General features: G+C 43.4%; 25 protein-coding genes. 12 read left to right on the top strand and 13 right to left on the bottom strand.

Going from position 1 to position 25,402, the window contains the following annotated elements:
- Window positions 1–23: 23 nt before the first annotated feature.
- The 3 genes from ACFI6G_RS00735 to ACFI6G_RS00725 all read left to right on the top strand — a co-directional run bounded on the left by ACFI6G_RS00735 (window position 24) and on the right by ACFI6G_RS00725 (window position 2,241).
- Window positions 24–1,262 (top strand): DEAD/DEAH box helicase, encoded by a 1,239-nt coding sequence (locus ACFI6G_RS00735; protein ID WP_016796373.1) that lies wholly within the window; start codon window positions 24–26, stop codon window positions 1,260–1,262.
- A gap of 282 nt (window positions 1,263–1,544) precedes the next feature.
- Window positions 1,545–1,766: a hypothetical protein gene (locus tag ACFI6G_RS00730; protein ID WP_010440159.1), complete on the top strand. Its 222-nt coding sequence runs from the start codon at window positions 1,545–1,547 to the stop codon at window positions 1,764–1,766.
- 172 nt (window positions 1,767–1,938) lie between these two features.
- On the top strand, window positions 1,939–2,241 hold the full coding sequence (locus ACFI6G_RS00725; RefSeq protein ID WP_016796372.1) for a thiamine-binding protein: 303 nt from the start codon (window positions 1,939–1,941) through the stop codon (window positions 2,239–2,241).
- 72 nt (window positions 2,242–2,313) lie between these two features.
- Here the strand turns inward: ACFI6G_RS00725 and ACFI6G_RS00720 are convergent, their stop codons facing one another.
- Both ACFI6G_RS00720 and ACFI6G_RS00715 read right to left on the bottom strand, forming a co-directional pair.
- Entirely contained in the window at window positions 2,314–2,481 is a 168-nt protein-coding gene (locus ACFI6G_RS00720; protein WP_010440154.1) for a hypothetical protein, read from the bottom strand.
- A 109-nt stretch (window positions 2,482–2,590) separates the two neighbouring features.
- The gene (locus ACFI6G_RS00715; protein WP_016768591.1) at window positions 2,591–2,896 is read right to left on the bottom strand and encodes a DUF1289 domain-containing protein; all 306 of its coding nucleotides are present in this window, start codon (window positions 2,894–2,896) and stop codon (window positions 2,591–2,593) included.
- A 197-nt stretch (window positions 2,897–3,093) separates the two neighbouring features.
- Here ACFI6G_RS00715 and ACFI6G_RS00710 point away from each other — a divergent pair, with 197 nt between their 5' ends.
- From ACFI6G_RS00710 to ACFI6G_RS00690, 5 genes are all read left to right on the top strand, one after another.
- Entirely contained in the window at window positions 3,094–3,540 is a 447-nt protein-coding gene (locus ACFI6G_RS00710) for an META domain-containing protein (RefSeq protein ID WP_016784619.1), read from the top strand.
- A 315-nt stretch (window positions 3,541–3,855) separates the two neighbouring features.
- On the top strand, window positions 3,856–5,022 hold the full coding sequence (locus tag ACFI6G_RS00705) for an ABC transporter substrate-binding protein (protein ID WP_010440144.1): 1,167 nt from the start codon (window positions 3,856–3,858) through the stop codon (window positions 5,020–5,022).
- 5 nt (window positions 5,023–5,027) lie between these two features.
- Complete coding sequence (locus tag ACFI6G_RS00700; protein ID WP_016784620.1) at window positions 5,028–6,728, top strand: ABC transporter permease; 1,701 nt, start codon at window positions 5,028–5,030, stop codon at window positions 6,726–6,728.
- Complete coding sequence (locus tag ACFI6G_RS00695) at window positions 6,694–7,344, top strand: ATP-binding cassette domain-containing protein (protein WP_016768588.1); 651 nt, start codon at window positions 6,694–6,696, stop codon at window positions 7,342–7,344. Before ACFI6G_RS00700 ends, ACFI6G_RS00695 begins: the two co-directional genes overlap by 35 nt.
- Complete coding sequence (locus ACFI6G_RS00690) at window positions 7,334–7,951, top strand: CDP-alcohol phosphatidyltransferase family protein (protein ID WP_010440135.1); 618 nt, start codon at window positions 7,334–7,336, stop codon at window positions 7,949–7,951. The genes ACFI6G_RS00695 and ACFI6G_RS00690 overlap by 11 nt, the downstream gene beginning before the upstream one ends.
- A 93-nt stretch (window positions 7,952–8,044) precedes the next feature.
- Here ACFI6G_RS00690 and ACFI6G_RS00685 read toward each other — a convergent pair whose 3' ends face one another.
- The 4 genes from ACFI6G_RS00685 to ACFI6G_RS00670 form a co-directional block, all read right to left on the bottom strand.
- Window positions 8,045–8,998, bottom strand: coding sequence for a class I SAM-dependent methyltransferase (locus ACFI6G_RS00685; RefSeq protein WP_065100419.1), 954 nt, complete (start codon window positions 8,996–8,998; stop codon window positions 8,045–8,047).
- Window positions 8,999–9,006: 8 nt separating this feature from the next.
- Window positions 9,007–9,705, bottom strand: coding sequence for a TIGR01621 family pseudouridine synthase (locus tag ACFI6G_RS00680; RefSeq protein ID WP_010440123.1), 699 nt, complete (start codon window positions 9,703–9,705; stop codon window positions 9,007–9,009).
- 165 nt (window positions 9,706–9,870) lie between these two features.
- The gene (locus ACFI6G_RS00675; RefSeq protein ID WP_102286143.1) at window positions 9,871–11,487 is read right to left on the bottom strand and encodes a methyl-accepting chemotaxis protein; all 1,617 of its coding nucleotides are present in this window, start codon (window positions 11,485–11,487) and stop codon (window positions 9,871–9,873) included.
- 166 nt (window positions 11,488–11,653) lie between these two features.
- A complete protein-coding gene (locus ACFI6G_RS00670) occupies window positions 11,654–13,087 on the bottom strand; it encodes a sodium-dependent transporter (RefSeq protein ID WP_050543975.1) in 1,434 nt (477 codons plus the stop codon).
- A 366-nt stretch (window positions 13,088–13,453) separates the two neighbouring features.
- On the opposite strand from ACFI6G_RS00670, the gene cls reads away from it, so the two are divergent.
- From cls to ACFI6G_RS00655, 3 genes are all read left to right on the top strand, one after another.
- A complete protein-coding gene (gene cls / locus ACFI6G_RS00665; protein ID WP_016768581.1) occupies window positions 13,454–14,908 on the top strand; it encodes a cardiolipin synthase in 1,455 nt (484 codons plus the stop codon).
- A gap of 188 nt (window positions 14,909–15,096) precedes the next feature.
- Complete coding sequence (locus ACFI6G_RS00660; RefSeq protein WP_016768580.1) at window positions 15,097–16,281, top strand: cystathionine beta-lyase; 1,185 nt, start codon at window positions 15,097–15,099, stop codon at window positions 16,279–16,281.
- 20 nt (window positions 16,282–16,301) lie between these two features.
- Window positions 16,302–16,508, top strand: coding sequence for a hypothetical protein (locus tag ACFI6G_RS00655; RefSeq protein ID WP_462710093.1), 207 nt, complete (start codon window positions 16,302–16,304; stop codon window positions 16,506–16,508).
- Window positions 16,509–16,553: 45 nt separating this feature from the next.
- Here the strand turns inward: ACFI6G_RS00655 and ACFI6G_RS00650 are convergent, their stop codons facing one another.
- The 7 genes from ACFI6G_RS00650 to pspA form a co-directional block, all read right to left on the bottom strand.
- The gene (locus ACFI6G_RS00650) at window positions 16,554–17,120 is read right to left on the bottom strand and encodes a DNA-3-methyladenine glycosylase I (RefSeq protein ID WP_010440106.1); all 567 of its coding nucleotides are present in this window, start codon (window positions 17,118–17,120) and stop codon (window positions 16,554–16,556) included.
- Between the two features lie 250 nt (window positions 17,121–17,370).
- A complete protein-coding gene (locus tag ACFI6G_RS00645) occupies window positions 17,371–20,481 on the bottom strand; it encodes an efflux RND transporter permease subunit (protein WP_010440101.1) in 3,111 nt (1,036 codons plus the stop codon).
- Window positions 20,474–21,559: an efflux RND transporter periplasmic adaptor subunit gene (locus ACFI6G_RS00640; protein WP_010440097.1), complete on the bottom strand. Its 1,086-nt coding sequence runs from the start codon at window positions 21,557–21,559 to the stop codon at window positions 20,474–20,476. Before ACFI6G_RS00640 ends, ACFI6G_RS00645 begins: the two co-directional genes overlap by 8 nt.
- Before the next feature lies 1 nt (window position 21,560).
- A complete protein-coding gene (locus ACFI6G_RS00635; protein WP_010440094.1) occupies window positions 21,561–22,595 on the bottom strand; it encodes an efflux RND transporter periplasmic adaptor subunit in 1,035 nt (344 codons plus the stop codon).
- 157 nt (window positions 22,596–22,752) lie between these two features.
- Window positions 22,753–23,139 (bottom strand): envelope stress response membrane protein PspC, encoded by a 387-nt coding sequence (gene pspC / locus ACFI6G_RS00630; RefSeq protein WP_016790799.1) that lies wholly within the window; start codon window positions 23,137–23,139, stop codon window positions 22,753–22,755.
- Window positions 23,132–23,365: an envelope stress response membrane protein PspB gene (gene pspB, locus ACFI6G_RS00625; protein WP_004734605.1), complete on the bottom strand. Its 234-nt coding sequence runs from the start codon at window positions 23,363–23,365 to the stop codon at window positions 23,132–23,134. Before pspB ends, pspC begins: the two co-directional genes overlap by 8 nt.
- Before the next feature lie 15 nt (window positions 23,366–23,380).
- Window positions 23,381–24,052 (bottom strand): phage shock protein PspA, encoded by a 672-nt coding sequence (pspA, locus tag ACFI6G_RS00620; RefSeq protein ID WP_010440091.1) that lies wholly within the window; start codon window positions 24,050–24,052, stop codon window positions 23,381–23,383.
- A gap of 298 nt (window positions 24,053–24,350) precedes the next feature.
- Between pspA and pspF the strand changes: the two genes are divergently transcribed.
- Entirely contained in the window at window positions 24,351–25,373 is a 1,023-nt protein-coding gene (gene pspF, locus ACFI6G_RS00615; protein ID WP_010440089.1) for a phage shock protein operon transcriptional activator, read from the top strand.
- The last annotated feature ends 29 nt before the right edge of the window (window positions 25,374–25,402 follow it).

The following is a 25,402-nucleotide window of genomic DNA, read 5'->3' as shown; positions in this document are numbered from 1 at the left end:
CCACTTTGATACTTGGTTCATTTATGTCGTTTGATAAACTAACCCTTAACGCAAAAACTGTCGCAGCCATTCCTTCTCGATTCAATACACCGACTGAGATACAGCAAGCGACCGTACCCAAGATTGTCGCAGGCCAAGATGTTCTTGCGCTCGCGCAGACGGGCAGTGGAAAAACGTTGGCGTTCGGCTTACCTTTATTGAACAACATCAATATCGACTTGAATGAACTGCAAGCCATCATCATAGTTCCAACTCGTGAACTCGCATCACAAGTGGCTGAAGCTCTTCAACCCATTGCAACAGAACTCTCAATTAAAACCATCACATTAAGCGGTGGTGTCAACATAGATAATCAGCAACAGCTGTTATCAGAGAAACCGCAACTTGCTATTGCTACGCCTGGCCGCTTACTCGCTGTGATCCAAACTGGGGAGCTTGAGTTAGCTCGCTGCGTATCTTTGGTGCTTGATGAAGCAGACCGTTTGCTCGATATGGGTTTCTGGCCCGATATTCAAAGCATTACTGATGCTCTTCCAGTGAAACGTCAATCATCGCTGTTTTCAGCTACGCTTCCCCAAGAACTGGTTAGCCAAGCGGAAGCACTTCTCAGTCATCCAGTAAAAATTGCGGCACACCAAGAGAATAGCGTTGTCTCTGCCATTGATGAAACGCTCTATCTCGTGAACAAAGGCAGTAAAGCTCAAGCGCTCCTTGCTCTACTTAATCAGAACGATTGGTCACAGGTTTTGGTGTTTATCGGAGCAAAAGATAACGCTGACGCACTAACCAAACGTTTAAACAAAGCAAAAATCAGTGTCTGTGCACTGCATGGAAACAAGAACCAAGAAGAACGTACCTTAGCACTAGAGAGTTTCAAGAATGGTGAAACACGAGTTCTCATTGCGACCGATGTGATGGCTAGAGGTATTCATATCGAGCAACTGCCGGTCGTGATCAACTTTGATTTACCTGCACACTCGGCAACTTACGTACATCGTGTTGGACGAACAGCAAGAGCAGGAAGTGCTGGAGTCGCAATATCTCTTGTTAGTCACAGTGAGAATGAATGTTTAAACGCGATTCGTTCTTTGACCAATAAACCGTTATCGTTACAATCACTGGAAGGGTTCCCTGTCACAGACAAGCCAGCGTCAGAAGCAACCGCTCGTAAGCGCCCACCCAAAGACAAAATGGCCAACCGCAGAACCGCAAAGAAAAAAAGTGTGAAGCAATTTAAGAGCAAGCCAAATCACACTAAATAGTTCCTTGTTCTAAATTGAATCCTCCCATAAGCGCCCAAATTTTTCTGGGCGTTTTTACGTTCGCTGTTGAGCTTGAGCAATAAATATTTTAGGAAGAGATAAGCATTTTTATTGAAGAATAATGCACCTCTGCGCGCCATTTTAAATGACACTTTTGTGAATTATGATGCCAACGTATTGATTCTTGGTTGCTCAAAAAAAATACTTTCTGATCACGTTGACGCCCCTATATTTGGCAACTAGATTTTTCTACTAGTGTCTAAAAACCGGGAGGTCATCGAAATGAAACGTGCAAGCTCTACATACCGATTACAACTGATTAAGGAAGTGGCTACTCGCCGAGATCGTCAACGTTCGAATGACCCGATGGCAAACTACATACAAAACCTGATAGATAACAAAGATGAGTGTGATACTTCTGTAGAACGTAACCACAGATTCAGTGGCAGTCATTTTGATGAGCATATTGGTGGTTGGGTTAGCGATCATTGGGGTAGCAAATAGCAGTGTCATTAGGCAAACCCATGTTATTAGGTAAGCTGATCAATAAGAGCACCCAACAAATGAACTAGATTTGTCGCTGTAGAATTTATCTCCGCATTAACCTATCATCTGCAACAATTCCCCCTCATTGAGTAAGCAGAAAGTGTCTGAGTTAAAAAGAGAAAAACAAGTGATGGTTGCCTTCCAAGTGATTCCTCGCGTTAAAGAAGGCAACAATTTCGAAGTGGTTGATAAGGCACTTGAAGTGGTTAAGGCAGCGGATGTTCCTTTCCAAATCGGCGCGATGGAAACCACGATGAAAGGTGAACTCAACCAACTACTCGATATAATTAAAAAGGCTGAACAAGCTTGTTACGATGCCGATGCTGTCGAAGTCATCACAAACATCAAAATTCACAGTAAAACCACCGATGCCGATGATACATTCTGTACTTATCATCGTGGTGTAACGAAAGCGAATCACATGTTTGTATAAGTTTACCTATTAGCCATGTTTAGCCTTTAGGCGATTTTAATCTGTCGAAGAGGTTCTGAAGAATCTGTGATGTTATTGAAAAGGCATATCTGAAAGATGTGAAAGGATTTCCATTCTCTCTTCTTCGGTCATTGAATGCCAATCACGCGCGCTTTGTTCAGGGTCATCTTTCGCCCCAATAGGTTTTCGATCCAATGCTTTGATTGGTTTCTTTTTGAGTTTTGCGTGCTTTTTATTCATACCGACATCACTCCTTCTGGTACAAAGGTACCTACCTTAATATTACACGCCAACCATTATGTAAAGTAATAGTTGCTTCGGAGTTAAATAAAATATTGATAGTTCCACATTAGCCGAAAAGTTCTCTTTGAGGAGTGGTACTTCCCTCTTCGTCAACTGGCTCACCCTGTGTATTATTTTTATTACCAACTAGGTTAGTTTTGCTATCGATTAAGTTCTTTTGCTTCATTATTTTTCTTCTATAACGCTGACGACATAACTTAATAACGTGCAACTGCTCAGACGGCGTCATCGCCATCCAGTTAAAGCGCTCCTCTCTTTTGCGCATGCAACCATTGCAATAACCTTTATCATCGCTTGAACACACCCCAACGCAAGGGCTTGGAACTTGAAAAAACTCTAACTGCTCCACCATGTCTCCTCACTTCCTGAAACAATAAAAGTTAAGCTTACTAATTAAAAAGTAAGCGATTAATTTGTCGCCTCGCTCATAAAATTCATACTAAACTATGACCTTATACTGACACATATAGTGTTTTGTAAACTATACTTTGAACCCATCAAGTTACACCTTTTTCAGTAACTTCGTTTTTTCTTTTGGAGCCTTTTAATATGAAGTTTAGTTCAAAAAAATTACTAGCAGTAGCCGCTTTACCTATGTTGCTAGCAGCATGCACAACAACAGGTGATAACGCGATGCAAGTAACACCAACCGATCTACAGCACCATAACTGGGAACTTGCTCAAATTGATGGCAAGGACATTGAGAAAAGCGAAAACCAAGCGACTCCTCGTCTGGAAATCGGTGAAAAGATGACTGCGAACGGCATCGCTGGCTGTAACAACTTCTTTGGCCAAGGCGAGCTGAAAGACGGCCAGTTCCGTATTAAGCAAATGGGCATGACAATGAAGATGTGTCACGGCTCTGCAATGGAAATCGAACAGTCGGTTTCAGCGACTCTTAGCGAGTGGAGTGACGTAACCCTAACAAAAGACATACTAGTATTGAAAAACGACGTGCATACGCTAACGTACACCATTCGTGATTGGGTAAACTAGCCTCGATTAACAATATACTGTCGATACCAGACATTGATCAAAGGAGCCTTATCGGCTCCTTTTTTATTGCTTAAAATCGCCCTTTTCTTCACCAAAACTTTACTTCTCATCGAATTTTCGTACTCACGTCCAATAAACATTAAAAATCTCTCATTTAGGTGCAATTAATTCACTGGTTTAACGGTCTGTTGTTAGGATGGCAGAAGCCTCTAATTCACTGTTGAATTAGAAATTATTTCAGAAACAGATAGAATAACTGTTAGGGAATTCGAAATAGCAAAGCTCTTGCCCGTTCACTACCAAATGGAAAAGTTTATGAACAAGATAGTAAGTACGTTAGGAATCATGGCAACCGTTGCATACAGTGCAACTATTTATGCTGATGAAGTAACATCAACAGATAATTGGAACCAAATTGAACAGCAAGCAGAAGGACAAACTGTTTACTTTCACGCTTGGGGCGGTAGCCAAGAGATCAATCGTTACATACAGTGGGCAGGCAAGCAGTTACAAAATGAGTATGGTGTCACTTTAAAGCACGTAAAAGTAACCGATATCGCAGAAACAACCACGCGTTTGATTGCTGAAAAAGCAGCAGGAAAAAACAGTGAAGGCAGTGTTGATATTGTTTGGATCAACGGTGAGAATTTCCGCTCAATGAAAGACAATAGTCTACTCTTTGGGCCGTTTACTCAATCACTTCCAAACTGGCAGTACGTTGATAAATCTCTACCAATTGATGTCGACTTCTCTGAACCAACCGAAGGTCTAGAAGCACCTTGGGGTGTAGGGCAACTGGTTTTCATCCATGATCAAGAGACGCTACACAACCCTCCTCAGTCATTTTCGGAAATGTTGAGTTACGCTCAAGCTTTTCCTAATCGCCTAAGTTACCCTCGACCACCTGAGTTTCACGGTACTAGCTTTATCAAGTCTCTACTCATTGAGTTGACCAACAATAACCCTGCACTATCTAAACCGGTTTCAGAAGACGATTTTCAATCCGTTACCGCTCCACTATGGGCTTACTTAGATAAATTCCATAAAGTCGCTTGGCGTGGTGGCAAACAGTTCCCGGCTGGTACATCAGAGAGCATTCAACTGCTTGATGACGGGCAGATCGACCTTGCGATCACGTTCAATCCAAATGCTGTGTTCTCTGCGCAATCTAGCGGAAAACTGGCAGAAAGCACCAAAGCTTATGCGCTAGAGAGTGGCGCACTCTCAAACATTCACTTCTTAGCGATCCCTTGGAATGCCAACTCTTCTGCTGGTGCACAAGTAGCCATCAACTTCTTACTCAGCCCAGAAGCACAATCACGTAAAGGTGACCTGAATATTTGGGGTGACCCTTCAGTATTAAGTAGTAAATACTTAACTGGCAGCGCTAAAAATACTCAGCAATTCAAATCGGTTGATGAGCCTCACCCTAGTTGGCAAGCTGCACTCGAAAAAGAGTGGCTTAAGCGATACGGTAACTAAATTTGATGCTACACGCCCTATATTTTGTTGTTATAGCAGTGTGCATAATCCCAACGATCCCTGGGGTTGCGGGAGTAGTGGCTTCATCACTAAGCTATATCCCGCCCTTGGGTCTAGTGGAGCCTTCGCTCAACGGTTTTGAACAAGTCTTTCAATGGGAAGGCGTTTGGCACTCTATTGCTCTGAGTTTATCTTCTGCCTTTGCGAGCAGTTACATCGCCTGCTTTCTCACTTTTTGTATTATCCAAGCAACCTGGGGAAAGCCTTTTTGGAAAAAAATTGAGCTAACGTTGTCCCCAATGCTCGCTATTCCGCATGTTGCTTTTGCAATCGGGTTTGCTTTTTTGTTTAGCCCTACCGGCCTTGGCGCCAGAGCTTTACATCAATTAGTCGGAGAAGCTGGCAACAGTTCTGAGCTTGCATTATTGGTCAAAGACCCTTATGCATTCGGGCTAATCATTATGCTCGCAATAAAAGAAATTCCATTTTTATTGCTAATGAGCTTATCGATACTTCAACAGATCGATGTTGAACGCATTACTAAAGTCAGTGCTTCATTGGGCTACAGTCGTTCTCAAATTTGGTGGAAGGTTATTTTCCCACAGTGGTTTACCAAGCTTCGCTTCCCAATGCTGGCGGTACTCGCTTATAGTTTATCGGTTGTCGACATTGCACTGATTCTCGGGCCAACCAATCCCCCAACTTTTGCAGTATTAGTATGGCAGTGGTTTAACGACCCAGATCTGAGCTTATTACCACGCGCTGCGGCTGGTGCTATTGTCTTGTTTGTTTTGGCGTCACTTATCATTGCCACAGCACGACTGATTGAGTGGTCATTGCTAAAACAGTTCAAGTTTTGGCAGTTTTCTGGTCGCACAGGAATTAACTTACCAGGAAAAACAGTCTTCACGATTCTTGCTGCATTATCGTTACTCATTATCCCGTTAATGATTATATGGAGCATAGCTCAACGCTGGCGTTTTCCAGACTTATTGCCAAGCCGATATAGCCTAAAATTTTGGGAGTATGAGTGGGACGGTATCTTAAGTACCGTCGGACAAAGCTTATGGATTGCTCTTGCTTCAGCGTCAGTTGCATTATTGTTAGCGTTGGTTGCTCATGAATATCGAATCAGGCACAGATGGCAAGTGCCAGGTTTTATTATCGCGATCCCAATGTTAATCCCTCAGCTTTCAGTGTTATTCGGACTACAGGTGACAACACTCTATATTGGCAGTAGTGCTTACGAGCTGTGGGTGATTTGGGCTCATGTTTTCTTTGCCTTCCCGTTTGTTTATTTATCTTTGGATGGCCCATGGAAAAGCTTCAATGATGGCTTGATAAAAGCCTCACTCAGCCTAGGAAAATCACCATTTCAGAGTTGGTGCTCAATCAAGCTACCAATCCTGCTCCCTGCTATTGCTTTTGCATGGGCAGTTGGAATCAGTGTGAGTTTGGCTCAGTACTTGCCAACATTAATGTTAGGCGCTGGCAGAATTAGCACCATTACTACAGAAGCTGTCGCACTTACCAGTGGCTTCGACCGCAGGGTAACCGCTATTTATGCCATCTGGCAGGCTCTATTACCTCTGTTCTTTTTCTCTTTAGCGATAGTTGTCAGTCGACTTCAGCTTAGATATCGCCGTCTTACTTTTAAAGGTTTTCTCACCAATGAGTCTGTATCTCAACGACCTCGCCATCCATAAAAAAGGAGGCGATTCGCTATTTTCAGCGCTAAACGTAACGCTAGAATCAGGCCAAGTATTGGCTTTGATGGGGCCTAGTGGCTGTGGAAAATCGACCTTATTAGATGCCATCGCTGGACATCTCAATGGCGAGTTTTCGTATACCGGGAGTGTTGTTTTAAACGACATTCACCTTGATAACATCCCCTCACATCAACGTAAGGTTGGGATATTATTTCAAGACGATTTATTGTTCCCTCACCTCAAGGTATGGGAAAACTTAGCATTCTCACTTCCAAATTCAATTAGGGGCTCGGCTCGTCAAAATCAAGCGATGAAAGCACTCCAGGATATTGAACTGACACACTTAGCTGAATCGTTCCCTGACCAAATATCAGGGGGCCAAAGGGCAAGAGTAAGCTTAGCTCGTATGCTATTAGCTAAGCCAAAACTAGCTCTGCTTGACGAACCGTTCAGTAAGTTAGATCAGGAGTTGAGAGCACAGTTTCGCGATTGGGTGTTTGAGCAACTCAGCAAAGCCAATATACCAACGTTGATGGTGACGCACGACGAAACCGATGTACCAAAAGGAGCCCAAGTACTTTCTTGGCCGTGGAGGAGTCATCATGCTGGATAAGTATTCCATCAAGATCATCAAGTGGCCACTTAACCAATCAGCTAAGCTATTGAATCAAGTAGGCATCACAGCAAACCAAACGACCTTGTTTGGCTTTTTGGTTGGCTGTTTAGCTTTTCCTGCGCTTGCATTACAACAATACGATTGGGCTTTGGGCTTCATTGTATTGAATAGAGTTTGCGACGGACTGGATGGAGCTTTGGCTCGAATCCAAGGAATTAGTGATGCTGGTGGCTTTCTCGATATCAGCTTGGACTTTTTATTCTATTCACTCATTCCTTTTGGCTTTGTTGTTGCCAACCCAGAACACAATGCCATTGCAGGCGCGTTTTTGATCTTTTCATTTATCGGCACAGGCAGTAGTTTCTTAGCGTTTGCAGTGATGGCAGGCAAACGCGGTATCGAGAACCCAGTCTACAAACATAAGTCTCTGTACTACATGTCAGGGCTAACCGAAGGCACAGAAACTATCGCTTGTTTTATTGTGTTTTGTATTTTTCCTCAGCACTTTGCCGTTATTGCCTATATTTTTGGCGCAGCGTGTTGGCTAACGACGTTCATGCGTATTTATTTTGGTTTTCAGACACTAAAAAACCAAGCTAGTTAATAAATGAGTTAGTTTCTTGCACCTATAAAAACGCCGCTCATTGTGAGCGGCGTTTTCTATATTAGTATGGATAATGCCCACTAAATCATGATATCAAGCTTCAGCTGAAGCCGTGATTTTAAACCTCAATACCTTCAGGCTTGAATCAAGGTCGACATCGACAAACTCAGGCGGGTTGTCTAAACGTTCAATAAACTCAACGCTTGGCGCTTCTTCTGCCATCGTTTCAATCAAGAAGTTGGGTGATACTGCTGGTGAGTTAACACAAGCAATCACTTCTCCACCTTCCGTTAGAAGTTCAGGCAAACGACGTAGGATCTTTTTGTAATCTTTGGTTAAAGCAAAACTGCCTTTCTGGAAAGATGGCGGATCGATGATAACCAACTCGTATGGACCGCCTTTCTTGATTTTCCCCCACGACTTAAAGATATCGTAACCAAGGAAGTTTACCGAGCGCATATCGTGGTCATTCAAACGATGATTATCACGGCCTTTATTCAATGAACCACGCGACATATCAACATTCATACATTGACGAGCGCCACCAGCGATAGCCGCGACAGAGAAACCACAAGTGTATGCGAACAGGTTAAGAACATTCTTATCCTTGGCATTATCTTGTACCCACTGACGACCATTACGCATGTCTAGGAACAGACCGAAGTTCTGATTACGGCCAATGTCTAATTGATATTTAAGACCGTGCTCAACCACAACGGGTGAGTCATTGAGTTCGCCCCATAAAACCTCTGAAGGCGCGCCATCGGCATAACGGTGTTGCAGAACAATACTTGTGCCCTGTTTTGCTTGCCAGATGTCTTTATTAGTCAGATCAACCAATCCAGCTTTAAGCGATGATAAGAATTCGCCGTCCACCTCTTTGAATACGTTAACCAATAACTGCCCATCAACCCAGTCACATGTCAGTTGTTCTAGGCCCGGCCAAAACTTACCACGACCGTGAAAAATACGGCGTAGCTCATTCGGCACTTCATTAAGTTGCTGTTCAATATGACTAAAAAACAGAGGTAAAGCTGATGCTTCCATTATTTCACTCACTTAGTATTTAGCTTCGGCCAAGTTAATGACCAAGGTTCAAGCCAACTGTCTAAACCATTAGACACGGTTTCTTGATGCCACTTCTCACCCAAGGAATCAAGGTTCCTCGGGTCACAGACATATTCATAGGCTTGGGATTGATAGGTAAATCGAATCGCGAAAGCGTGCAGATAGCCTCTGTCAGCCTCACTCGATGGATTATAAATAGGGTCACCAACAATAGCGGAGCCGATCGACTTCATCGCGACACGGATCTGATGCGTCCTTCCTGTATAGGGCTTACATAATAGCAAACGCTCGCCGGGTTCTGCCGTTGCCGATAAAAACTGGGTAATCGCTGGGTTGTCTTTGGATGTCAGAAGCTTCCAACTAGAACGTCTTGAACGTTCCATATCACCTGAAATCAAACCCTGCTTTTTCTTTGGCTTTTTAGAACCAATCGCAAGGTAATATTTCTCAACCTCACGCTTTGCGAACAACTGCGAAAGCTCGCTTGCTGCCGAAGCATTCTTTGCTAGCAGTAGAATACCTGAAGTCATTTTATCAAGGCGATGTACAAGATATAACTTAGGCTCATTAATCGCTTTAACAACTTCTTGAAGCAACATGGTATCGCCATCGTCTTTATGAACGCTGACGCCAGGATGCTTGTTAATAAGTAAAAAATCAGGATGGTTCAGAAGGATATCGAACATGTAAAGGCTAGCTCCATTGTAGAACGGGGAGTATACCGCGTCTGAACCCAGATTCCAGCTAGGAAAAAGCCCAATCGACTCAATAAACATTGAATAATTGGGCTCATTTTTCGTCTGACTGTTTAGGTGATGAATCTTTAATCTCTATCCAACACGTACTAACCGCTAAGCCAGTTTAAACTTACCGACTAATGCTTCGAGCTCAGCAACCTTAGCGTTCAGGCCTGAAGTGTTTTCAGAACTGCGCGTCGCTAGCTGCAAGGATTGCTCAGATATATCACTGATTGCCGTAATGTCCGCTGCAATTTCTTTGGTTACAGCTGTCTGCTCTTCTGCTGCAGTAGCAATAGAGTTGACCATGCTTTGTACGTTACCAGCGCCGCTAACAATCGCTTCCAATGCTGAAACCGCACCTGAACTTTTCTCTACGCCAATCTCAACTAACCGACAGTTATCCTGCGTGTAAGTAACGGCTTCTTGCGTACCAGATTGAATTGATTGAATAATGCCCGACACTTCTTGTGTCGCTTTGGTTGTTCTCTCTGCCAACGCTCTCACTTCATCAGCAACTACAGCAAACCCACGCCCAAACTCGCCAGCACGCGCAGCCTCAATCGCAGCATTCAGAGCTAATAAGTTGGTTTGCCCAGCAATGTCCTCAATCACTTTAATAACGCTACCAATCTGCTCACCATGTGAACCGAGCGTATTCATTTGCACCGACATATCACTCATTTGAGCCGACACTTGCTCGATACTCGCAACCATTTCGACGATGACATTACGGCCATCTTCAGCCGAAGTTTCTGAACGACGTGCTTCTTCATAAGTCGAAGTGCCCTGCTGTGCTACCTCAGAAATAGTTAAGCTTAGTTCTTCAGCCGCTGTCGCTATCAGGTTTGCTTTGTCCGCTTGAGCAGATGCGCCAGAAACGATGTCTTGGCTAATTGACGACAACTCGCCTGTCACTGATTGGACTTGGTGAGTCACCGAAGAGATAGAACTTAGAAGGTCAACCAGCGATTTCTGCATCTGATTAATTGACTTAGCTAGATCGGCTAACTCATCACCTGAATCATCAACAATATCCCCAGTAGTAAGGTCGCCATTTGCTACGCGTCGTGCCACTTGTTCAACGCGAGTTAAGCGGTTGGTAATCGAACTAGACAATACAAATGCAATCACACCACCAAATACCATCGCAAAGGCAGACAGTAACATGATGGTTTGTTCAATAGTGGTAAACGAATCCGTCAAGGTAAGCAGTGATTGTTCCGTATCTGCACGCTCACTTGCCGATGCCTGATCAAGTAAGTTTTCAATGGGGATAAGGTTCTTTTCATACAAGGCTCTAAGCTGTTGGATATTGGATAACAGCGCAGCCTCATTATTGATCTTAGGTACGAGTTTCGATTCAAACTCATGAGTAAAACGTCCCATCAGCTCTTCTATTCTCTGAATACGGCGATGGTCTTCAGATCCTCGACTCTCCAAACGTTTTGCTTGTTCGATTGCTTGAGTAAATTCGTTCTTGTTGGTTCGATAATCATTGAGTGCATTATCGACCAGAGTGATTGCACCCAGAGCATCTCGATAGACATCTCCAGCTTCATCGATCAAAACAAGGTAGGTAACGGTACCCGGTACATCATCTAATCTAATCTCATCGGCGCTCTTATGAGCGCCAATCACTTCCATCCATACAATACCGACTAACGTGACAAGCACCGCCAATATAGAGCCAAAACCGGCATACAGTTTCTTTCTCACTGACAATTTCAAACAACACCTACCTAAATCAAAATATAGCTCTAACAGCTATTCGTTCCATTTATATCGGCTATCAGACGGATACCTTTAATAATTATTTTTCTTAGATAATTAAGTTCCAGACATAAAAAAACGGGAGCTAATGAGCTCCCGTTTATCAAATTACTTTATCTTGCGATTAGAACTTCTTAGAAATCAGCGCAAAACCAGCAATGATACCAATACCTAGTAGCATGATTGCACCTTTACCGCTATCGAAGCCAGAAGAGATACCCATGAACGCAACGATTGCGATAGCTACAGGGATGATGTACTTAACTAGTGTGTACCATAGACCAAATAGTGGGAAAGAGACTTCACCGTCGTTAGTGATTTCTTTCTCTAGGTCTGCACGGTTTAGTCTCCAACCAGCGAAGATACATACCAACATACCGCCAACCGCTAGGAAAATCTTATCCGTTAGTAGGTCGAAAATGTCGAACGCGCCAGTATCAAACAGTGTTGGACCGAAGCCGCCAAGTGATAGAGAAGCGAAGATACATAAAATCGCCATTACAACACTTGCAGACAGTACCGCTGTTACACGCTTCATGCCTTTCTCATCGATTAGGTAAGAAACCACAACTTCAAGTAGAGATACTGAAGATGTTAGTGCCGCAACACTCAAACCAACGAAGAACATAAGAGCAAATAGAAGACCGATTACGCCGCCCATTTCAGCGAATAGCTGAGGAACAACAACGAATACTAAACCAGGGCCCGCTGCAGGTTCCATACCGAATGCGAACATTGCAGGGAACATTGCAACACCAGCTAGAATAGCAACACCAGTATCCATTGCGGTTACCATTGCTGTTGTCTGAACTAGGTTCTCTTTCTTCTTAAGGTAAGAACCGTATGTCATCATACAACCCATACCAAGACTTAGAGAGAAGAATGCTTGACCTAGCGCGGCTAGGATTACATTGCTGTCTACTTTAGAGAAGTCAGGACTGAATAGGAACTCAAGACCAGCCATCGCGCCCGGAAGCATAATGCCTTTGATTGATACTACAATAAGGATAATGAAAAGAAGCGGCATCAGGATCTTACCTGCTTTCTCAATACCACCAGAGATACCTTTCATAACGATAACAACGTTAAGTAGTAGGTATAAGCCCATCCACATTAGTGGTTGAACTGGGTTTGAGATAAAGCCACCAAAGCTATCACCAATTGCTTCTGGTGCGTCTAGAAGACCACCTGCAATTTTACCGATGTATGCGATTGACCAACCGCCTACTACTGGGTAGAACCCCATGATAAGTAGACCACTGAATACGCCGATAACGCCAGCGAACGTCCAACGACGGTCAGTTGTTTTAAATGCACCTACTGCTGATTTTTGCGTATGACGGCCAATCGCAAATTCAGTCAGCATGACACTGAAACCAATAAAAATTACAAAAAACAGGTAAATGGCAACGAATGCACCACCGCCACTTTCACCTGCTGTGTATGGGAATTTCCAAATGTTACCTAAGCCAACAGCAGAACCTGCTGCAGCCATTACGAATCCTAACTTCGAACCCCAGGTATCGCGGGGTGTTGTGGTTGTATTACTAGTAGCCACGTGTACTCCAAACTTTTGTGTTATGTGATGTTGTGTTTTGCTTTGGGTGGCGTCTTTAAAAGGAAGGTGTATAAATAAATTTACACACCTAAAAGATTTGATTGACGCTCGTTGTCTAGCAAGTAAACCAGTTTAAGAATAAAATTGGAAGTGCATACCGTACAAATTTCGTTAAAGATGTAAATTCTTATGGTTAAATGCCGACTTTTCATACAAAACAATCGTTTTCTTCTTAAGTTAACCAAAACTTAACAACTTTAACCTATTTACAGCTTTTGCTCTATTTTGTAAATAGTTGATTCCTTAAATTCCCATATCCGTTAAATAGCATTACTATCTAAGTGTCTCTTTTTTCGAGTATTCAATGTGGATAAGCTTTATCATTTTTTAACTTTGGCCTCTGTTGTTTTGTACTGGGTTCTCGTAGCCGGTGTGACGTTTCGTGTTGTACTAAAACGACGCTCTGTCAGCGTTTCTCTTGCTTGGCTAATGGTTATCTACATTATCCCGATTGTTGGCGTAGCTTGTTACTTCCTTTTTGGTGAGCTAAACCTAGGCCGAAAAAGGGCTGAGCGCGCACATCGTATGTTTACTCCCTTTGGTGACTGGTTCCGCCAATTAAATGATTGCCAACTGCATCTTCCCGGCAAAGTGGGATCCCCTATCCACAAAATCGATGAACTCTGTAATAACAGAATGGGTATTCCTGCTCTTAGTGGAAACACACTTTCACTGCAATCTTCACCCAATGAGATCCTACACGCCATTATCGAAGATATAGAAAACGCCCAGACCAGCATCAAGATGGTTTTCTACATTTGGCACCCTGGTGGCCTAACCGATTCCGTAGCTTCAGCTCTTATTCGAGCAGCCAAACGTGGTGTAGATGTTAAGGTCCTACTTGACTCAGCCGGTAGCCCTCGCTTTTTCAAAAGCCACTGGCAGTCAATGATGAAGGACGCAGGCGTTCAAGTCGTACAAGCACTAGAAGTGAGCCCATGGCGTATTTTTTTACGTCGCCTAGATTTAAGACAACACCGCAAAATCATTGTGATTGACGAGACTATCGCCTATACGGGTTCAATGAACATGGTCGATCCTGCTCACTTCAAACAAAGTTCCGGCGTTGGTCAGTGGATTGATGTAATGGTCAGAGTGACTGGGCCAACCGTTAATGTGTTATCCGCTATTCATGGCTGGGATTGGGAAGTTGAGACTGGTGAACGCATTCTCCCTGATATACCTGAATGCCCAGTTGAAGAAATCATGACACATCATCCGGTTCAAGTAGTGCCGTCTGGCCCTGGCATGCCTGAATATTTGATCTTACAAGTACTGACCATCGCCATCAATCAAGCGAATCATTCTGTACGTATTACTACACCTTATTTTGTGCCAAGTGCTGACTTACTCGAAACACTTAAGATGACAGCTCAACGCGGCGTAACTGTAGAACTGATCATTCCACACAATAACGATTCACTAATGGTTAAATGGGCATCTCGCGCCTTTTATACAGAACTACTTGAAGCTGGCGTGAAAATTTACGAGTTTTATGGCGGCCTTCTTCACACCAAATCAGTAGTGATCGATGAAGAGTTTTGCTTGATCGGAACCGTCAATATCGACATGCGTAGTTTGTGGCTCAACTTTGAAGTAACCCTTGCCGTTGACGACGTACACTTCACCAAGCAATTGTTTGATTTACAGCAATCCTATATTGAATCATCTCATCCCGTGGAATTAGAGCAGTGGGAACAGAGAAATTTACGTAACCGTTTCTTTGAGAGACTGTTCTATTTATTCAACCCGTTGCTTTAATACTCCTCGCTCGCCGACCACCATTGGCAACGAATAGTATCTTTGCGATCGCTTTTTAACTTTTCATCACAAATCGAGGAAAAGTTAAAAAGCAAAAGAAAACGTTAAAAACTCTCTCTCCCCTCTTGCTTTGATGGCTACTCGCATGTTTTAAATAGGACATAACCGATTGATAAGGAATTCACAGCATGTCCGAGAACAAAACCACTAAGCTCATCACTGCAGGTCGTGATAAGAAGTGGACCAATGGTGTCGTTAATCCACCAGTACAACGCGCTTCCACTGTCGTTTTCAACTCAGTAGAAGAAAAGCGCAAAGCTACGATTAATCGCGCTAACAAGACGCTTTTTTACGGACGTCGTGGAACCACCACTCATTTCGCTTTCCAAGATGCCATGGTTGAAGTTGAAGGGGGCGCGGGTTGTGCACTGTACCCGTGTGGTACAGCAGCAATTTCGAATGCCATTCTCTCTTTTGTAGAAACAGGTGATCATATTTTAATGGTTGACACCTGCTACGAACCTACTCGTGATTTCTGTGACACCATCATGAAAAAGATGGGGGTAGAGACAACTTACTACGAGCCAACGATTGGTGAAGGTATCCAAGACCTTATCAAGCCAAACACTAAGGTGCTGTTTACTGAGTCTCCAGGCTCTGTCACCATGGAAGTGCAGGATATTCCAACACTAGCACGTATCGCTCATGAACATGACATCATCGTTATGCTAGACAATACTTGGGCGGCTGGCGTGAACTTCTCACCGTTTGATTTTGGTGTTGATATCTCGATTCAAGCAGCGACCAAATACATCGTGGGTCACTCTGATGTGATGCTAGGTACGGCAGTCGCCAATGAGAAATGCTGGGATCAACTAAGAGAGCAAAGTTACTTGATGGGGCAATGTGTCTCACCTGATGATGCTTATTTAGGGCTTCGCGGCATTCGTACTCTTGATGTGCGTCTACGCCAACACGCAGAAAGCAGCTTGAAGGTCGCAAAATGGTTAGAGAGTCGTCCTGAAGTTAACCATGTTCGTCATCCTGCTCTTGAGTCTTGCCCAGGCCATGAATTCTTCAAACGAGATTTTACTGGCGGTAATGGCTTGTTCTCTTTTGTACTAAACAACTCTAATATCAAAGCGACGACAGCGTTACTTGATGGAATGACACATTTTAGTATGGGTTACTCTTGGGGTGGATTTGAAAGTTTGATTCTAGCTAACGAACCAAGCAGTTTTGACAGCTTGAGAACTGTTGCCAATCCTAATTTCGAAGGTACCTTGATACGTGTTCATATTGGATTAGAAGATGTTGATGACCTGATTGCTGATCTAGAGGCGGGATTAGAACGTTATAGCGCTCTGATTTAATCTGAAACGATAGGTCTAATATGCAAAAAAGGCAGGATATTCCTGCCTTTTTCTGTTTAAAGCATAACTCAAAAACAAATGTATCTACTCATATTCAGATACTTCAGCTCATAATACAAACCGCTCATAGTCCAGAAGCCTTCATAATCCAGAAGCTTTCAAAGCCAATATTGAACCTTAAAGCACATCCACTTAAAGAGCTCAGAGCGATGAAAAAATGGCTATGAACTTTTCAATTTCTAAGTGATTGTTCCGCTGAAATAAATAACACTTTATTTGTGTGGGCAACCGACTAAATGATCATTGACCATACCTGTTGCTTGCATAAACGCGTAACAGATTGTCTCACCAACAAATTTAAACCCTCTCTTCTTTAAAAACTTACTCATCGCTTTGGATTGCTCTGTAGAGGCGGGAACTTGAGACATCTCGGTCCATTGATTTTTAATCACCTTATTATCGACAAACTGCCATAAAGCATTGGATAGGGATCCAAACTCTTTCTGAAGCTCAAGGGTTGCACGAGCATTGTTGTATACCGAAGCAATCTTGCCCTTATGCTTAACCACATCGAAGTGTTCGATAATATTCGGCACATTGTCTTCATTCAACGCAGCTAACTTATTAAGGTCATAATTGTCAAAAGCGGCACGATAACCCTCGCGCTTTTTAAGTATCGTGATCCAACTAAGGCCAGCCTGAGCTCCCTCTAAAGTAATGAACTCAAACAAAACTTGGTCATCATAAACAGGTACACCCCACTCAGCATCGTGATATTCCCTCTCAAGTTCGTGTTTAAGCGCCCATGCGCAGGTTCTATCTGATGTGTTTGTTTCCATTTAAAGTTCTCATTTGTATTCGTATATAAAAATAGTGCCCCAATTGGGAGCATTATTTCAAAGGTTAAATAGGGCGCGCTGACCTTTTGTAGTTAAATTTTGTTCGAAATAAAAGCTTTTTAATCGAGGCGAGGGGGAAGTAGCCTATTCATCCTAAGCAAATTATCCCTCAACAAAGAGTAAAACGCTTTTTGCGGGGCGCCCAGCTCGAACCCTTCGGGCAGCGTTTGCTGGTCAACACGCCCTAGCGTTAAGCCACTTCAATCTTATGGAATAGACGATACAACACAGGTACTACGATTAGCGTCAGTACAGTCGCAAAGCCTAAACCAAACATAATGGTTACTGCCATTGGCTTGAAAAAGATATCAGGCAGTAACGGGATCATACCTAAAATGGTCGTAATCGCGGCCATGCATACCGGACGAACACGGCTTAATGCCGCGTCAACAACCGCTATGTACGGATCTTTACCTGACTTCATTTCAATCTCAATTTGATCAAGTAATACGATACCGTTCTTAAGTAGCATCCCGGATAAACTCAAGAAGCCTAGCAATGCCATAAAGCCAAATGGTGTATTCAAGGCTAATAAGCCTGTCGTTACCCCAATTAGTGCTAATGGAACCGTCAACCAAACAATTAATGGTTCTTTTACAGAGTTAAACAAGAACACAGTAATCAAGAACATGAACAAGTAACCCAAAGGCATGGTTGTGAAAAGTGACGCCTGTGCATCAGCAGATGACTCATATTCACCACCCCACTCAAGTGAGTAACCCGGTGGCATCTCAATCGCTTCAATTTGCGGCTGTAAGCGCTTCTGCAGGGTTGAAGCGGTTTCTTCACCCAACAGGTCATTGTCGGCCATCACCGTTAGCATACGCTTACGGTTCTTACGAATGATCAGTGGGTCTTCCCATTCCAACTCGTAGCCTAGCGTGACTTGTTGCAGTGGGATGTATTCACTTAATGCTGGGCTCCAAATCTTCATGCCTTCAATGTTACGAATATCGATACGCTCATCTTCCGGTAAACGCGCGACGATAGGCATCAACGTAGTACCATCGCGGTACACACCAATCGATTTACCAGAGAAAGACATTGCTAGGAAATCATCAACGTCAGATTTGGTAATACCATAACGGCGAGCTTGGCTTTCATTGAACTGAGGCTCTAACACCTTGGTTCTTTCACGCCAATCGTGACGAATATTAAACGCACCGTCATCAGCACGCATGATATCCATAACTTGCGCAGCAATTGAACGCAGTACCGTTGGATCAGAACCTACAATTCTTGCTTCAATTTTTGCACCGCCACCTGGACCTAATTCAATTTGTTTCAGCTTGTAGTCTATTTCAGGGAACTGACTGTTTACGTGTTCTCGAAAACGCAGCATTAGTCCCTCAAGCACTTCATAACTCTTCACACGAACGGTTATCTCACCGTATGCGCTATAACTTTTTTCTGGAGAGTAAGTCAGCATGAAACGTTGTAAGCCTTTACCCGCCGTCGTCGTGATATGTTCGACTTCATCCTGCTCCGCTAACCAACCTTCAAGCACTTTAAGCTTGGTGTTGGTTGCTCGAATATCGGTACCTTCTGGCATCCACACATCCACTTGGAACATTGGTGTAGTTGAAGATGGGAAGAAGGCCTGTTTCACAAAACCAAAACCATAAACACTCGCGCCTAAACCAATAATCAGAACAAACATGGTAAGCCACGCGCGCTTCATACAGAACTCAAGGAAGTTTTTATAGATAACAAAAACCATCCCGTTGTATGGGTCCTTACCTTCGCTATCTGGGTCAATTTTTTGACCTTTAAAGAAAATATCAGCAAAGAACGGCGTAATTGAGATAGCAGTAAACCAACTCAGCATTAACGAGATAAGTAGAACCGTGAACAAGGTGCCACAGTATTCACCTGTTGAGTCTTCAGACAAGCCTATCGGTGCAAAAGCGGTGACCGCAATAACAGTTGCACCCAGCAGCGGCCATTTAGTTTGGGTAACGATATCGGTGGCGGCCTGCATCCGGGTTCGCCCCTTCTGCGTGCCAATCAATATCCCTTCCACCACCACAATGGCATTATCCACCAGCATCCCCAAGGCGATAACCAGGGCGCCTAGCGAGATACGTTGTAAATCGATTTTGAAATACTGCATAAAAATGAAAGTGCCAAAAACGGTCAACAACAGTATCAAACCGATCAACAAACCAGAGCGAAGCCCCATGAAGAACAACAACACAATAATTACGATGGCAACCGCTTGTCCGAGGCTGACCACAAATCCACTTACCGATTTATCGACTTCTTTTGGCTGGTTATAAACCTCTGAGATATCAATACCGACAGGTTGTTGATATTTCAGTTCTGCAAGTCGTCTATCAAAAGCCTCCCCCACCGCAACCACGTTCACTCCCTGAGCAAAGGAGACACCCAGGTTAAGCGCAAGTTTTCCGTTGTAACCAATAATGTTACTCGGTACTTCAACATAGCCACGCGTTACATCAGCAACATCTTTTAGATAGATAAGCCCTTGAGCGCCACCTTCGGTAAGAATCAAATCGCCAAGTTGTTCTACGTTTTGGAACTCACCCGTTGGGTGGATCCGTATGTATTCGTCGCCAATCCTTACCGCACCAGCACTAGAAACGATGTTCTGAGTCGATAAAAGATTAAACACGGTTGTTGGCGACAGCCCCAAGGAGCTTATCCGCTTCATCGATATCTCAATGAAGACTTGTTCTTGCTGTTGACCAGAAACAGAAACTTTACTGACCCCATCGACCAACTCGAGTTCTCTTCTTAGGTAATCAATGTAATCCAACAGTTCTTTGTAGCTGTAACCATCACCCGTCACTGCAAGCAAAATACCGTAAACGTCACCGAAGTCATCGATGACTTGAGGATCATTAACGCCGGGTGGCAGTTCAACCTTGAGATCATTCACTTTTCGGCGAAGCTCATCCCAGATTTGCGGAAGATCATCTGGACCATAGTTATTCTTCATAGTTACCGTTACCTGAGATAGGCCACGGCTAGAGATAGAGTTCACTTCGTCTACATAGGTAAGCTGTTGAATGGCTTTCTCTAATGGGTAGGTAACTTCTTCTTCCACTTGCTGAGGCGTAGCCCCTGGGTAAGAGGTCACGACCATTGCATCTTTGATGGTAAAAGCAGGGTCTTCTAAACGCCCTAACCCAAAAAATGCAGAGACACCACCAATAAGAAAGATCAGAGACAGCATCCAGCTAATGACTTTGTTACGTATAAAGTAAGAAGCAACACCTGTGATCTGATCATCACCCTGTTGATCGTCATTTTGGGGCTTGTTATTTACTTCACTCATTGTTCGTCTCCTGAGACAATACTTCCACTGTCATCCCATCTCGCAATCGCGATACGCCTGCAACAACGACATGCTGCCCCACTTCCAATCCTTTCATTATCTGCAACGTTTTCTGGTTTGCTTTTCCTAACACAACTTGCTGCTTCGAGACGGTGTTGTCGTCATTGAGTACCCAAACATAAGAGTTTTGACGCGTTAACTCATCGCCATCGGCATTAAACACAGCTTCAATTGGAATCAAAACTCCAGCTTTCAATTCCAAGCCGATATCTCGCCCGTTTGAAGTCACTTCCACAGCCATACCATCAAGAATCAAGTCATCTTCTGGCATAGGTAAAGCAAGTGTCACTGTAAAGGTACCCGTACTTGGGTCCGGTTCGGTTGTGAACTCTTTAATACCTGCGGTGTATTCGTTACCGCTTGGAACTCTCACTACGGCTTCAACATTCGAGAGCAATGTTTCATTGGGTTGATTCACATAGATTTGATCGGGCAGCTGGATCACCACCTCGACATCTTCAATGCTGTGAATATTTACGATTTGTTGGCCAACCTGAATGTTTTCATATTGGTCGACACTGACTCGAGAGATAATTCCATCAACTGGGGCGCGAAGCTTAGTGAACGACAAGCGCAGTTTTGCTAATTCAAGTTCGGCGTAAGCAATTTGTCGTTGAGCGGCAATTTCATCAAACTGAGACTTAGCCAATAGGCCTTTTTTAACAAGTGGACTTGAACGTCGGTACTGGCTATTGATTACTGTGTATCGTGCTTGAGTGTTATCCACCTCCAATTGGTAGTCGGTAGGATCCAACTCAGCAATAATATCTCCAGCTTTAACCCGCTCACCCTCTTTCACATCGAGCTTATTGATTTCACCTGCAACTCGAAAACTGAGATGAGCTTTCTCCGCAGCGTTTGCGACTGCGGGGAAGTAGAGTTTATCGCTAAAATCGATGACTGAGATCTCAATAGCTTTAACCAAAGGAGTGTTATTGACTTCCACAACTTGCTTATCTTCACAAGCTGTAAGTAAGGCCAAACACGACATTCCTGCAACTACCTTAAGTGCTTTCATGTTATAGCCCCCTCTCCTTGATCCACTCACGAACTTTGACGCCAGCTTCAAGCCCATTAACACCAGAAGTCACTACTCGGTCGCCATCGTTTAGGCCAGACACGATATGACGCTTTTCATCAATCACAATGGCTACGTTTTCAACAATACCGTCGCTATCTACGCGCCAGACTGAGACGTCATCCCCATCGGTCATCATTGCTGACGTTGGAATTTTGGTTGCTGCCGCCTGTGCTGAAACCAAATTTACCGTGCCAGACATACCCGGTAAAATGCCGACATCAGTTGGTCTTTCCATAACCATAGTGACTTTGTATGAGCCTGTTGTAGGGTCGGCTTCAGTATCCACTTCTTGGAAGGTTAAAACGTAAGAGTTTTCAGGAAACGCATCAAAAACCATGGTTGCATCTGTCTCAAACCCTGAAGAAAAGCGCGTAATAAGTTGGTCGGGCAATAAGAATACGACTTTAAGAATTTGATTGGTTTGAATATTCATCACACCTTGCTTGGCTGCGATGTATTCATGGTTTTCAGCGGGAATAATGGAAATCGTTCCATCGTAAGGCGCAACCAAAGTGGTATAGCGAAGGTTCGCTTTTGCTTGGTTAAGAACCGCTTTAGCCGAATTATGATTTGCTTTGGCCTGATCGAAATCTTGCTCTGATACCACTCGGTCTTTACGCAACTTTATTGAACGTTGGTATTGAACATCGGCTAATTTAAAATTCGCTCTCGCTTGCTTTTCTAACAACTGATATTCATCAGGATTGAGCGTTGCAAGTTCATCACCCTTGTTAACCTGCTGACCAGACGTAACGTCAATGCTCTGCAATAAACCAGGAACACGAAATGCAAGTACCGCTTTGTCGCCGGCTTCAGTGGTGGCAGGGAAACTACGTTCAAAGGCATTATTGCCAACGGAGACAGTGAAGAGTTTGGCGGGTCTAGATTCAGGCTCAGGTACCGGAGGAAGCTCCTTACCACACCCAGACAACCCAGCTAAGGCTGTCAAAAGGACAACGGAGGCTCTATACATTGGTGATCATCCATATCTATAAATATTTTTATAACATAGATTAATCACATGTAACTTACCAGTTATCGTAAGATTTATTTAGACAAAATTATTAAAAAAAATAACGGCTTGGAATAAATTTTCCTAAACCGTTATCTAATCTTTTTTAGGTTTACCGTTACATGTTCTTAAATGCGCGGTCGACTTTAAAAGTGTCTGAGGTTACATAGGCTTCCATATTACGCACACTGGTCTCTAACTTCTGTAAATCATCTTCTAAAGTGCCTAATAGAGTCTCTGCCGTTTGCCCTTTTTCCCAAGGTTTTTGCTTCAGCGTGTGCTCTTGTTTAGCTTTCATTTCATCGACATACTGAGGTGGTTGTTTTTCAATCATAAATGTCAAAGCAATATACGCCAGTAAGACAAGAAAGCTTCCGCCAAGTAGCGCCGCAGAGATAACTAAGATACGAACCAACCAAACTTCCAGGCCAAAATAGTTCGCTAACCCGGCACATACTCCAGAAAGCTTACCGTTAATGGGATCGCGATACAGTTCTCTACTCATAGTTTCGTCTCCAGTTAGGTGACTCCGCATCCAGTATTTTTTCTAGCGTTTTCACGCGATCTTGCATCGATTCAGCTTGAGCAGAAAGCTTGTGTAAACGTTGAAGATCCGTCTCTGAAAGACCATTGCTGGATTTCTTCTTGCTGCGGTAATGTAAGAACAACCATAGCGGTGCCACGAAGATTAAAAAGACAATCAGTGGACCTGCAATTAGAAATGTTGACATAGACAACTCCTAAAATTATTTATCGCGGTTTTCAACTTGCTGCTTCAGTTTCGCCAGCTCTTTTTCAATTTCATCTTGAGCTTGTAGTTCGGCAAATTCTTGATCTAAAGATTTTGCATTGCCTGTCTTAGCGTAAACGTCTGCTTCAGCTTCTAATTCATCAACTTTACGCGAGAATTGCTCAAACTTCGCCATTGCTTCGTTGGTTTTGCTTGAGTGCAAGTGTTTTTGAACATCACGACGATTACTCGCAGCGTTATTACGAATCATAAGTGCTTGCTGCTTTGCACGAGTTTCTGCGATCTTTGTTTCAAGTTTACCAATTTCACTCGTCAATTTTTCGATGGTTTCATGAACCAAGGTTTGTTCGGTGTGAAGGCTCTTGATGATGTCTTCCAGTTTTTGCTTTTCGATTAGCGCCGCTCTCGCCAAATCTTCGCGTTGTTTGGTCAGGGCAAGTGTCGCTTTATTTTGCCAATCTAGAATCTGTGTTTCGATAGCTTCTACTTTACGCGCTAGCTCTTTCTTGTCAGCAATTGCTTTTGCTGAGTTGGTACGAACTTCAACTAAGGTGTCTTCCATTTCTTGGATAATAAGACGAATCATCTTTTCTGGATCTTCAGCCTTATCTAATAGTGCACTGATGTTTGAATTTACAATGTCTGCAAAGCGAGAAAAAATACCCATGAGGAACTCCTTAATTACAATGATGGCAAATGTGTTTTAAATCGTTGTTCGACTTCTCAATCCACCTGCTCACAAATTTACGTTTATTGTTAAACCTACTATGAGTAATCCAAGTAGCGTGCCAACTTTTAAGCCATTTATTATCAATAACTTATAATAAAATGGTGATTAAGTTTATACATGCTATGATGAATTTAGCCAAGTAATGGTATTTTTCGCCACTACTCTTTTGCTTAAGCTATTTAAATTGAGCCCTCTAATAGCATCAACCAGCGCTCAAACCACACAAGGAACCGCTATGCAGCAGAATCTTATTGGTGAATCACCTAGCTTTCTCTCTGTTTTGGATAAAGTGTCTCAGTTAGCCCACATTGAAAGGCCGATTCTGATCATAGGAGAGCGTGGTACGGGTAAAGAGCTAATCGCTCAAAGGCTGCATTACCTTTCAAGACGCTGGGATCAACCCTTGATCTCACTGAACTGCTCAACACTCAGTGAAGGATTGATTGATTCAGAACTGTTTGGTCATGAATCTGGTTCTTTTACTGGTTCAAAAGGACGCCATCAAGGTCGTTTTGAAAGAGCTGAAAGTGGAACCCTTTTTCTAGATGAACTGGCTACAACTCCCCTTGCTGTTCAAGAGAAGCTATTGCGTGTAATTGAATACGGTCAGTATGAGCGTGTGGGCGGGCAAAAAGCACTAAGTGCCAATGTAAGGCTAGTCTGCGCAACCAATGCCGACCTACCCGCTATGGCATTGAAGGGAGAATTCAGAGCCGATTTATTGGACAGGCTGGCGTTTGACGTGATTACTATCCCGCCGCTTCGTGAGCGCAAAGAAGACATCACACTGCTCGCCGAGTATTACGCCATCAAGATGTGTCGAGAATTGGAACTAGAATTGTTTGTCGGCTTCTCACCTTCAGCCGTTGATGCGTTGTTGGATTATTCTTGGCCAGGAAATGTGAGAGAACTCAAAAACGTTATTGAACGTGCTATCTATCAACACGGTAAGAATCCATATCCTATTGAAACTTTAGTGTTTAACCCGTTTGAGCCAGCATGGAAAACTGAGCAAAATTCCACACTAGAAATTGGCAATGATCCATCCACCAACCATACTTCATCTGAAGGGACATTTTCTTTGCCGCTTGACTACAAAGCATGGCAAGAACAACAAGACATCCAGCTGCTCAATCAAGCCTTAAAACAAAGCAAGTATAACCAAAAGCAAGCAGCAGAATTACTCGGGTTAACCTACAACCAATTACGAGGAATGGTGAGGAAGTACGCGATTGTTGGACAAGCTAACGATAAATAGCTGTCCACACTTGATTATTATTTGGAGCC

The organism is Vibrio sp. PSi01, from assembly GCF_054960695.1.
The sequence above is the reverse complement of the archived record's forward strand: the minus strand, read 5'-3'. Positions and strand labels throughout refer to the sequence as shown.

What these genes read in the sequence shown, in the direction of transcription:
- ACFI6G_RS00735 (WP_016796373.1), top strand. Translation starts at nt 24, where the DNA reads ATGTCGTTTGATAAACTAACCCTTAACGCAAAAACTGTCGCAGCCATT.
- ACFI6G_RS00730 (WP_010440159.1), top strand. Translation starts at nt 1,545, where the DNA reads ATGAAACGTGCAAGCTCTACATACCGATTACAACTGATTAAGGAAGTG.
- ACFI6G_RS00725 (WP_016796372.1), top strand. Translation starts at nt 1,939, where the DNA reads ATGGTTGCCTTCCAAGTGATTCCTCGCGTTAAAGAAGGCAACAATTTC.
- ACFI6G_RS00720 (WP_010440154.1), bottom strand. Translation starts at nt 2,481, where the DNA reads ATGAATAAAAAGCACGCAAAACTCAAAAAGAAACCAATCAAAGCATTG.
- ACFI6G_RS00715 (WP_016768591.1), bottom strand. Translation starts at nt 2,896, where the DNA reads ATGGTGGAGCAGTTAGAGTTTTTTCAAGTTCCAAGCCCTTGCGTTGGG.
- ACFI6G_RS00710 (WP_016784619.1), top strand. Translation starts at nt 3,094, where the DNA reads ATGAAGTTTAGTTCAAAAAAATTACTAGCAGTAGCCGCTTTACCTATG.
- ACFI6G_RS00705 (WP_010440144.1), top strand. Translation starts at nt 3,856, where the DNA reads ATGAACAAGATAGTAAGTACGTTAGGAATCATGGCAACCGTTGCATAC.
- ACFI6G_RS00700 (WP_016784620.1), top strand. Translation starts at nt 5,028, where the DNA reads ATGCTACACGCCCTATATTTTGTTGTTATAGCAGTGTGCATAATCCCA.
- ACFI6G_RS00695 (WP_016768588.1), top strand. Translation starts at nt 6,694, where the DNA reads ATGAGTCTGTATCTCAACGACCTCGCCATCCATAAAAAAGGAGGCGAT.
- ACFI6G_RS00690 (WP_010440135.1), top strand. Translation starts at nt 7,334, where the DNA reads ATGCTGGATAAGTATTCCATCAAGATCATCAAGTGGCCACTTAACCAA.
- ACFI6G_RS00685 (WP_065100419.1), bottom strand. Translation starts at nt 8,998, where the DNA reads ATGGAAGCATCAGCTTTACCTCTGTTTTTTAGTCATATTGAACAGCAA.
- ACFI6G_RS00680 (WP_010440123.1), bottom strand. Translation starts at nt 9,705, where the DNA reads ATGTTCGATATCCTTCTGAACCATCCTGATTTTTTACTTATTAACAAG.
- ACFI6G_RS00660 (WP_016768580.1), top strand. Translation starts at nt 15,097, where the DNA reads ATGTCCGAGAACAAAACCACTAAGCTCATCACTGCAGGTCGTGATAAG.
- ACFI6G_RS00655 (WP_462710093.1), top strand. Translation starts at nt 16,302, where the DNA reads ATGCAAAAAAGGCAGGATATTCCTGCCTTTTTCTGTTTAAAGCATAAC.
- ACFI6G_RS00650 (WP_010440106.1), bottom strand. Translation starts at nt 17,120, where the DNA reads ATGGAAACAAACACATCAGATAGAACCTGCGCATGGGCGCTTAAACAC.
- ACFI6G_RS00645 (WP_010440101.1), bottom strand. Translation starts at nt 20,481, where the DNA reads ATGAGTGAAGTAAATAACAAGCCCCAAAATGACGATCAACAGGGTGAT.
- ACFI6G_RS00640 (WP_010440097.1), bottom strand. Translation starts at nt 21,559, where the DNA reads ATGAAAGCACTTAAGGTAGTTGCAGGAATGTCGTGTTTGGCCTTACTT.
- ACFI6G_RS00635 (WP_010440094.1), bottom strand. Translation starts at nt 22,595, where the DNA reads ATGTATAGAGCCTCCGTTGTCCTTTTGACAGCCTTAGCTGGGTTGTCT.
- pspC (WP_016790799.1), bottom strand. Translation starts at nt 23,139, where the DNA reads ATGAGTAGAGAACTGTATCGCGATCCCATTAACGGTAAGCTTTCTGGA.
- pspB (WP_004734605.1), bottom strand. Translation starts at nt 23,365, where the DNA reads ATGTCAACATTTCTAATTGCAGGTCCACTGATTGTCTTTTTAATCTTC.
- pspA (WP_010440091.1), bottom strand. Translation starts at nt 24,052, where the DNA reads ATGGGTATTTTTTCTCGCTTTGCAGACATTGTAAATTCAAACATCAGT.
- pspF (WP_010440089.1), top strand. Translation starts at nt 24,351, where the DNA reads ATGCAGCAGAATCTTATTGGTGAATCACCTAGCTTTCTCTCTGTTTTG.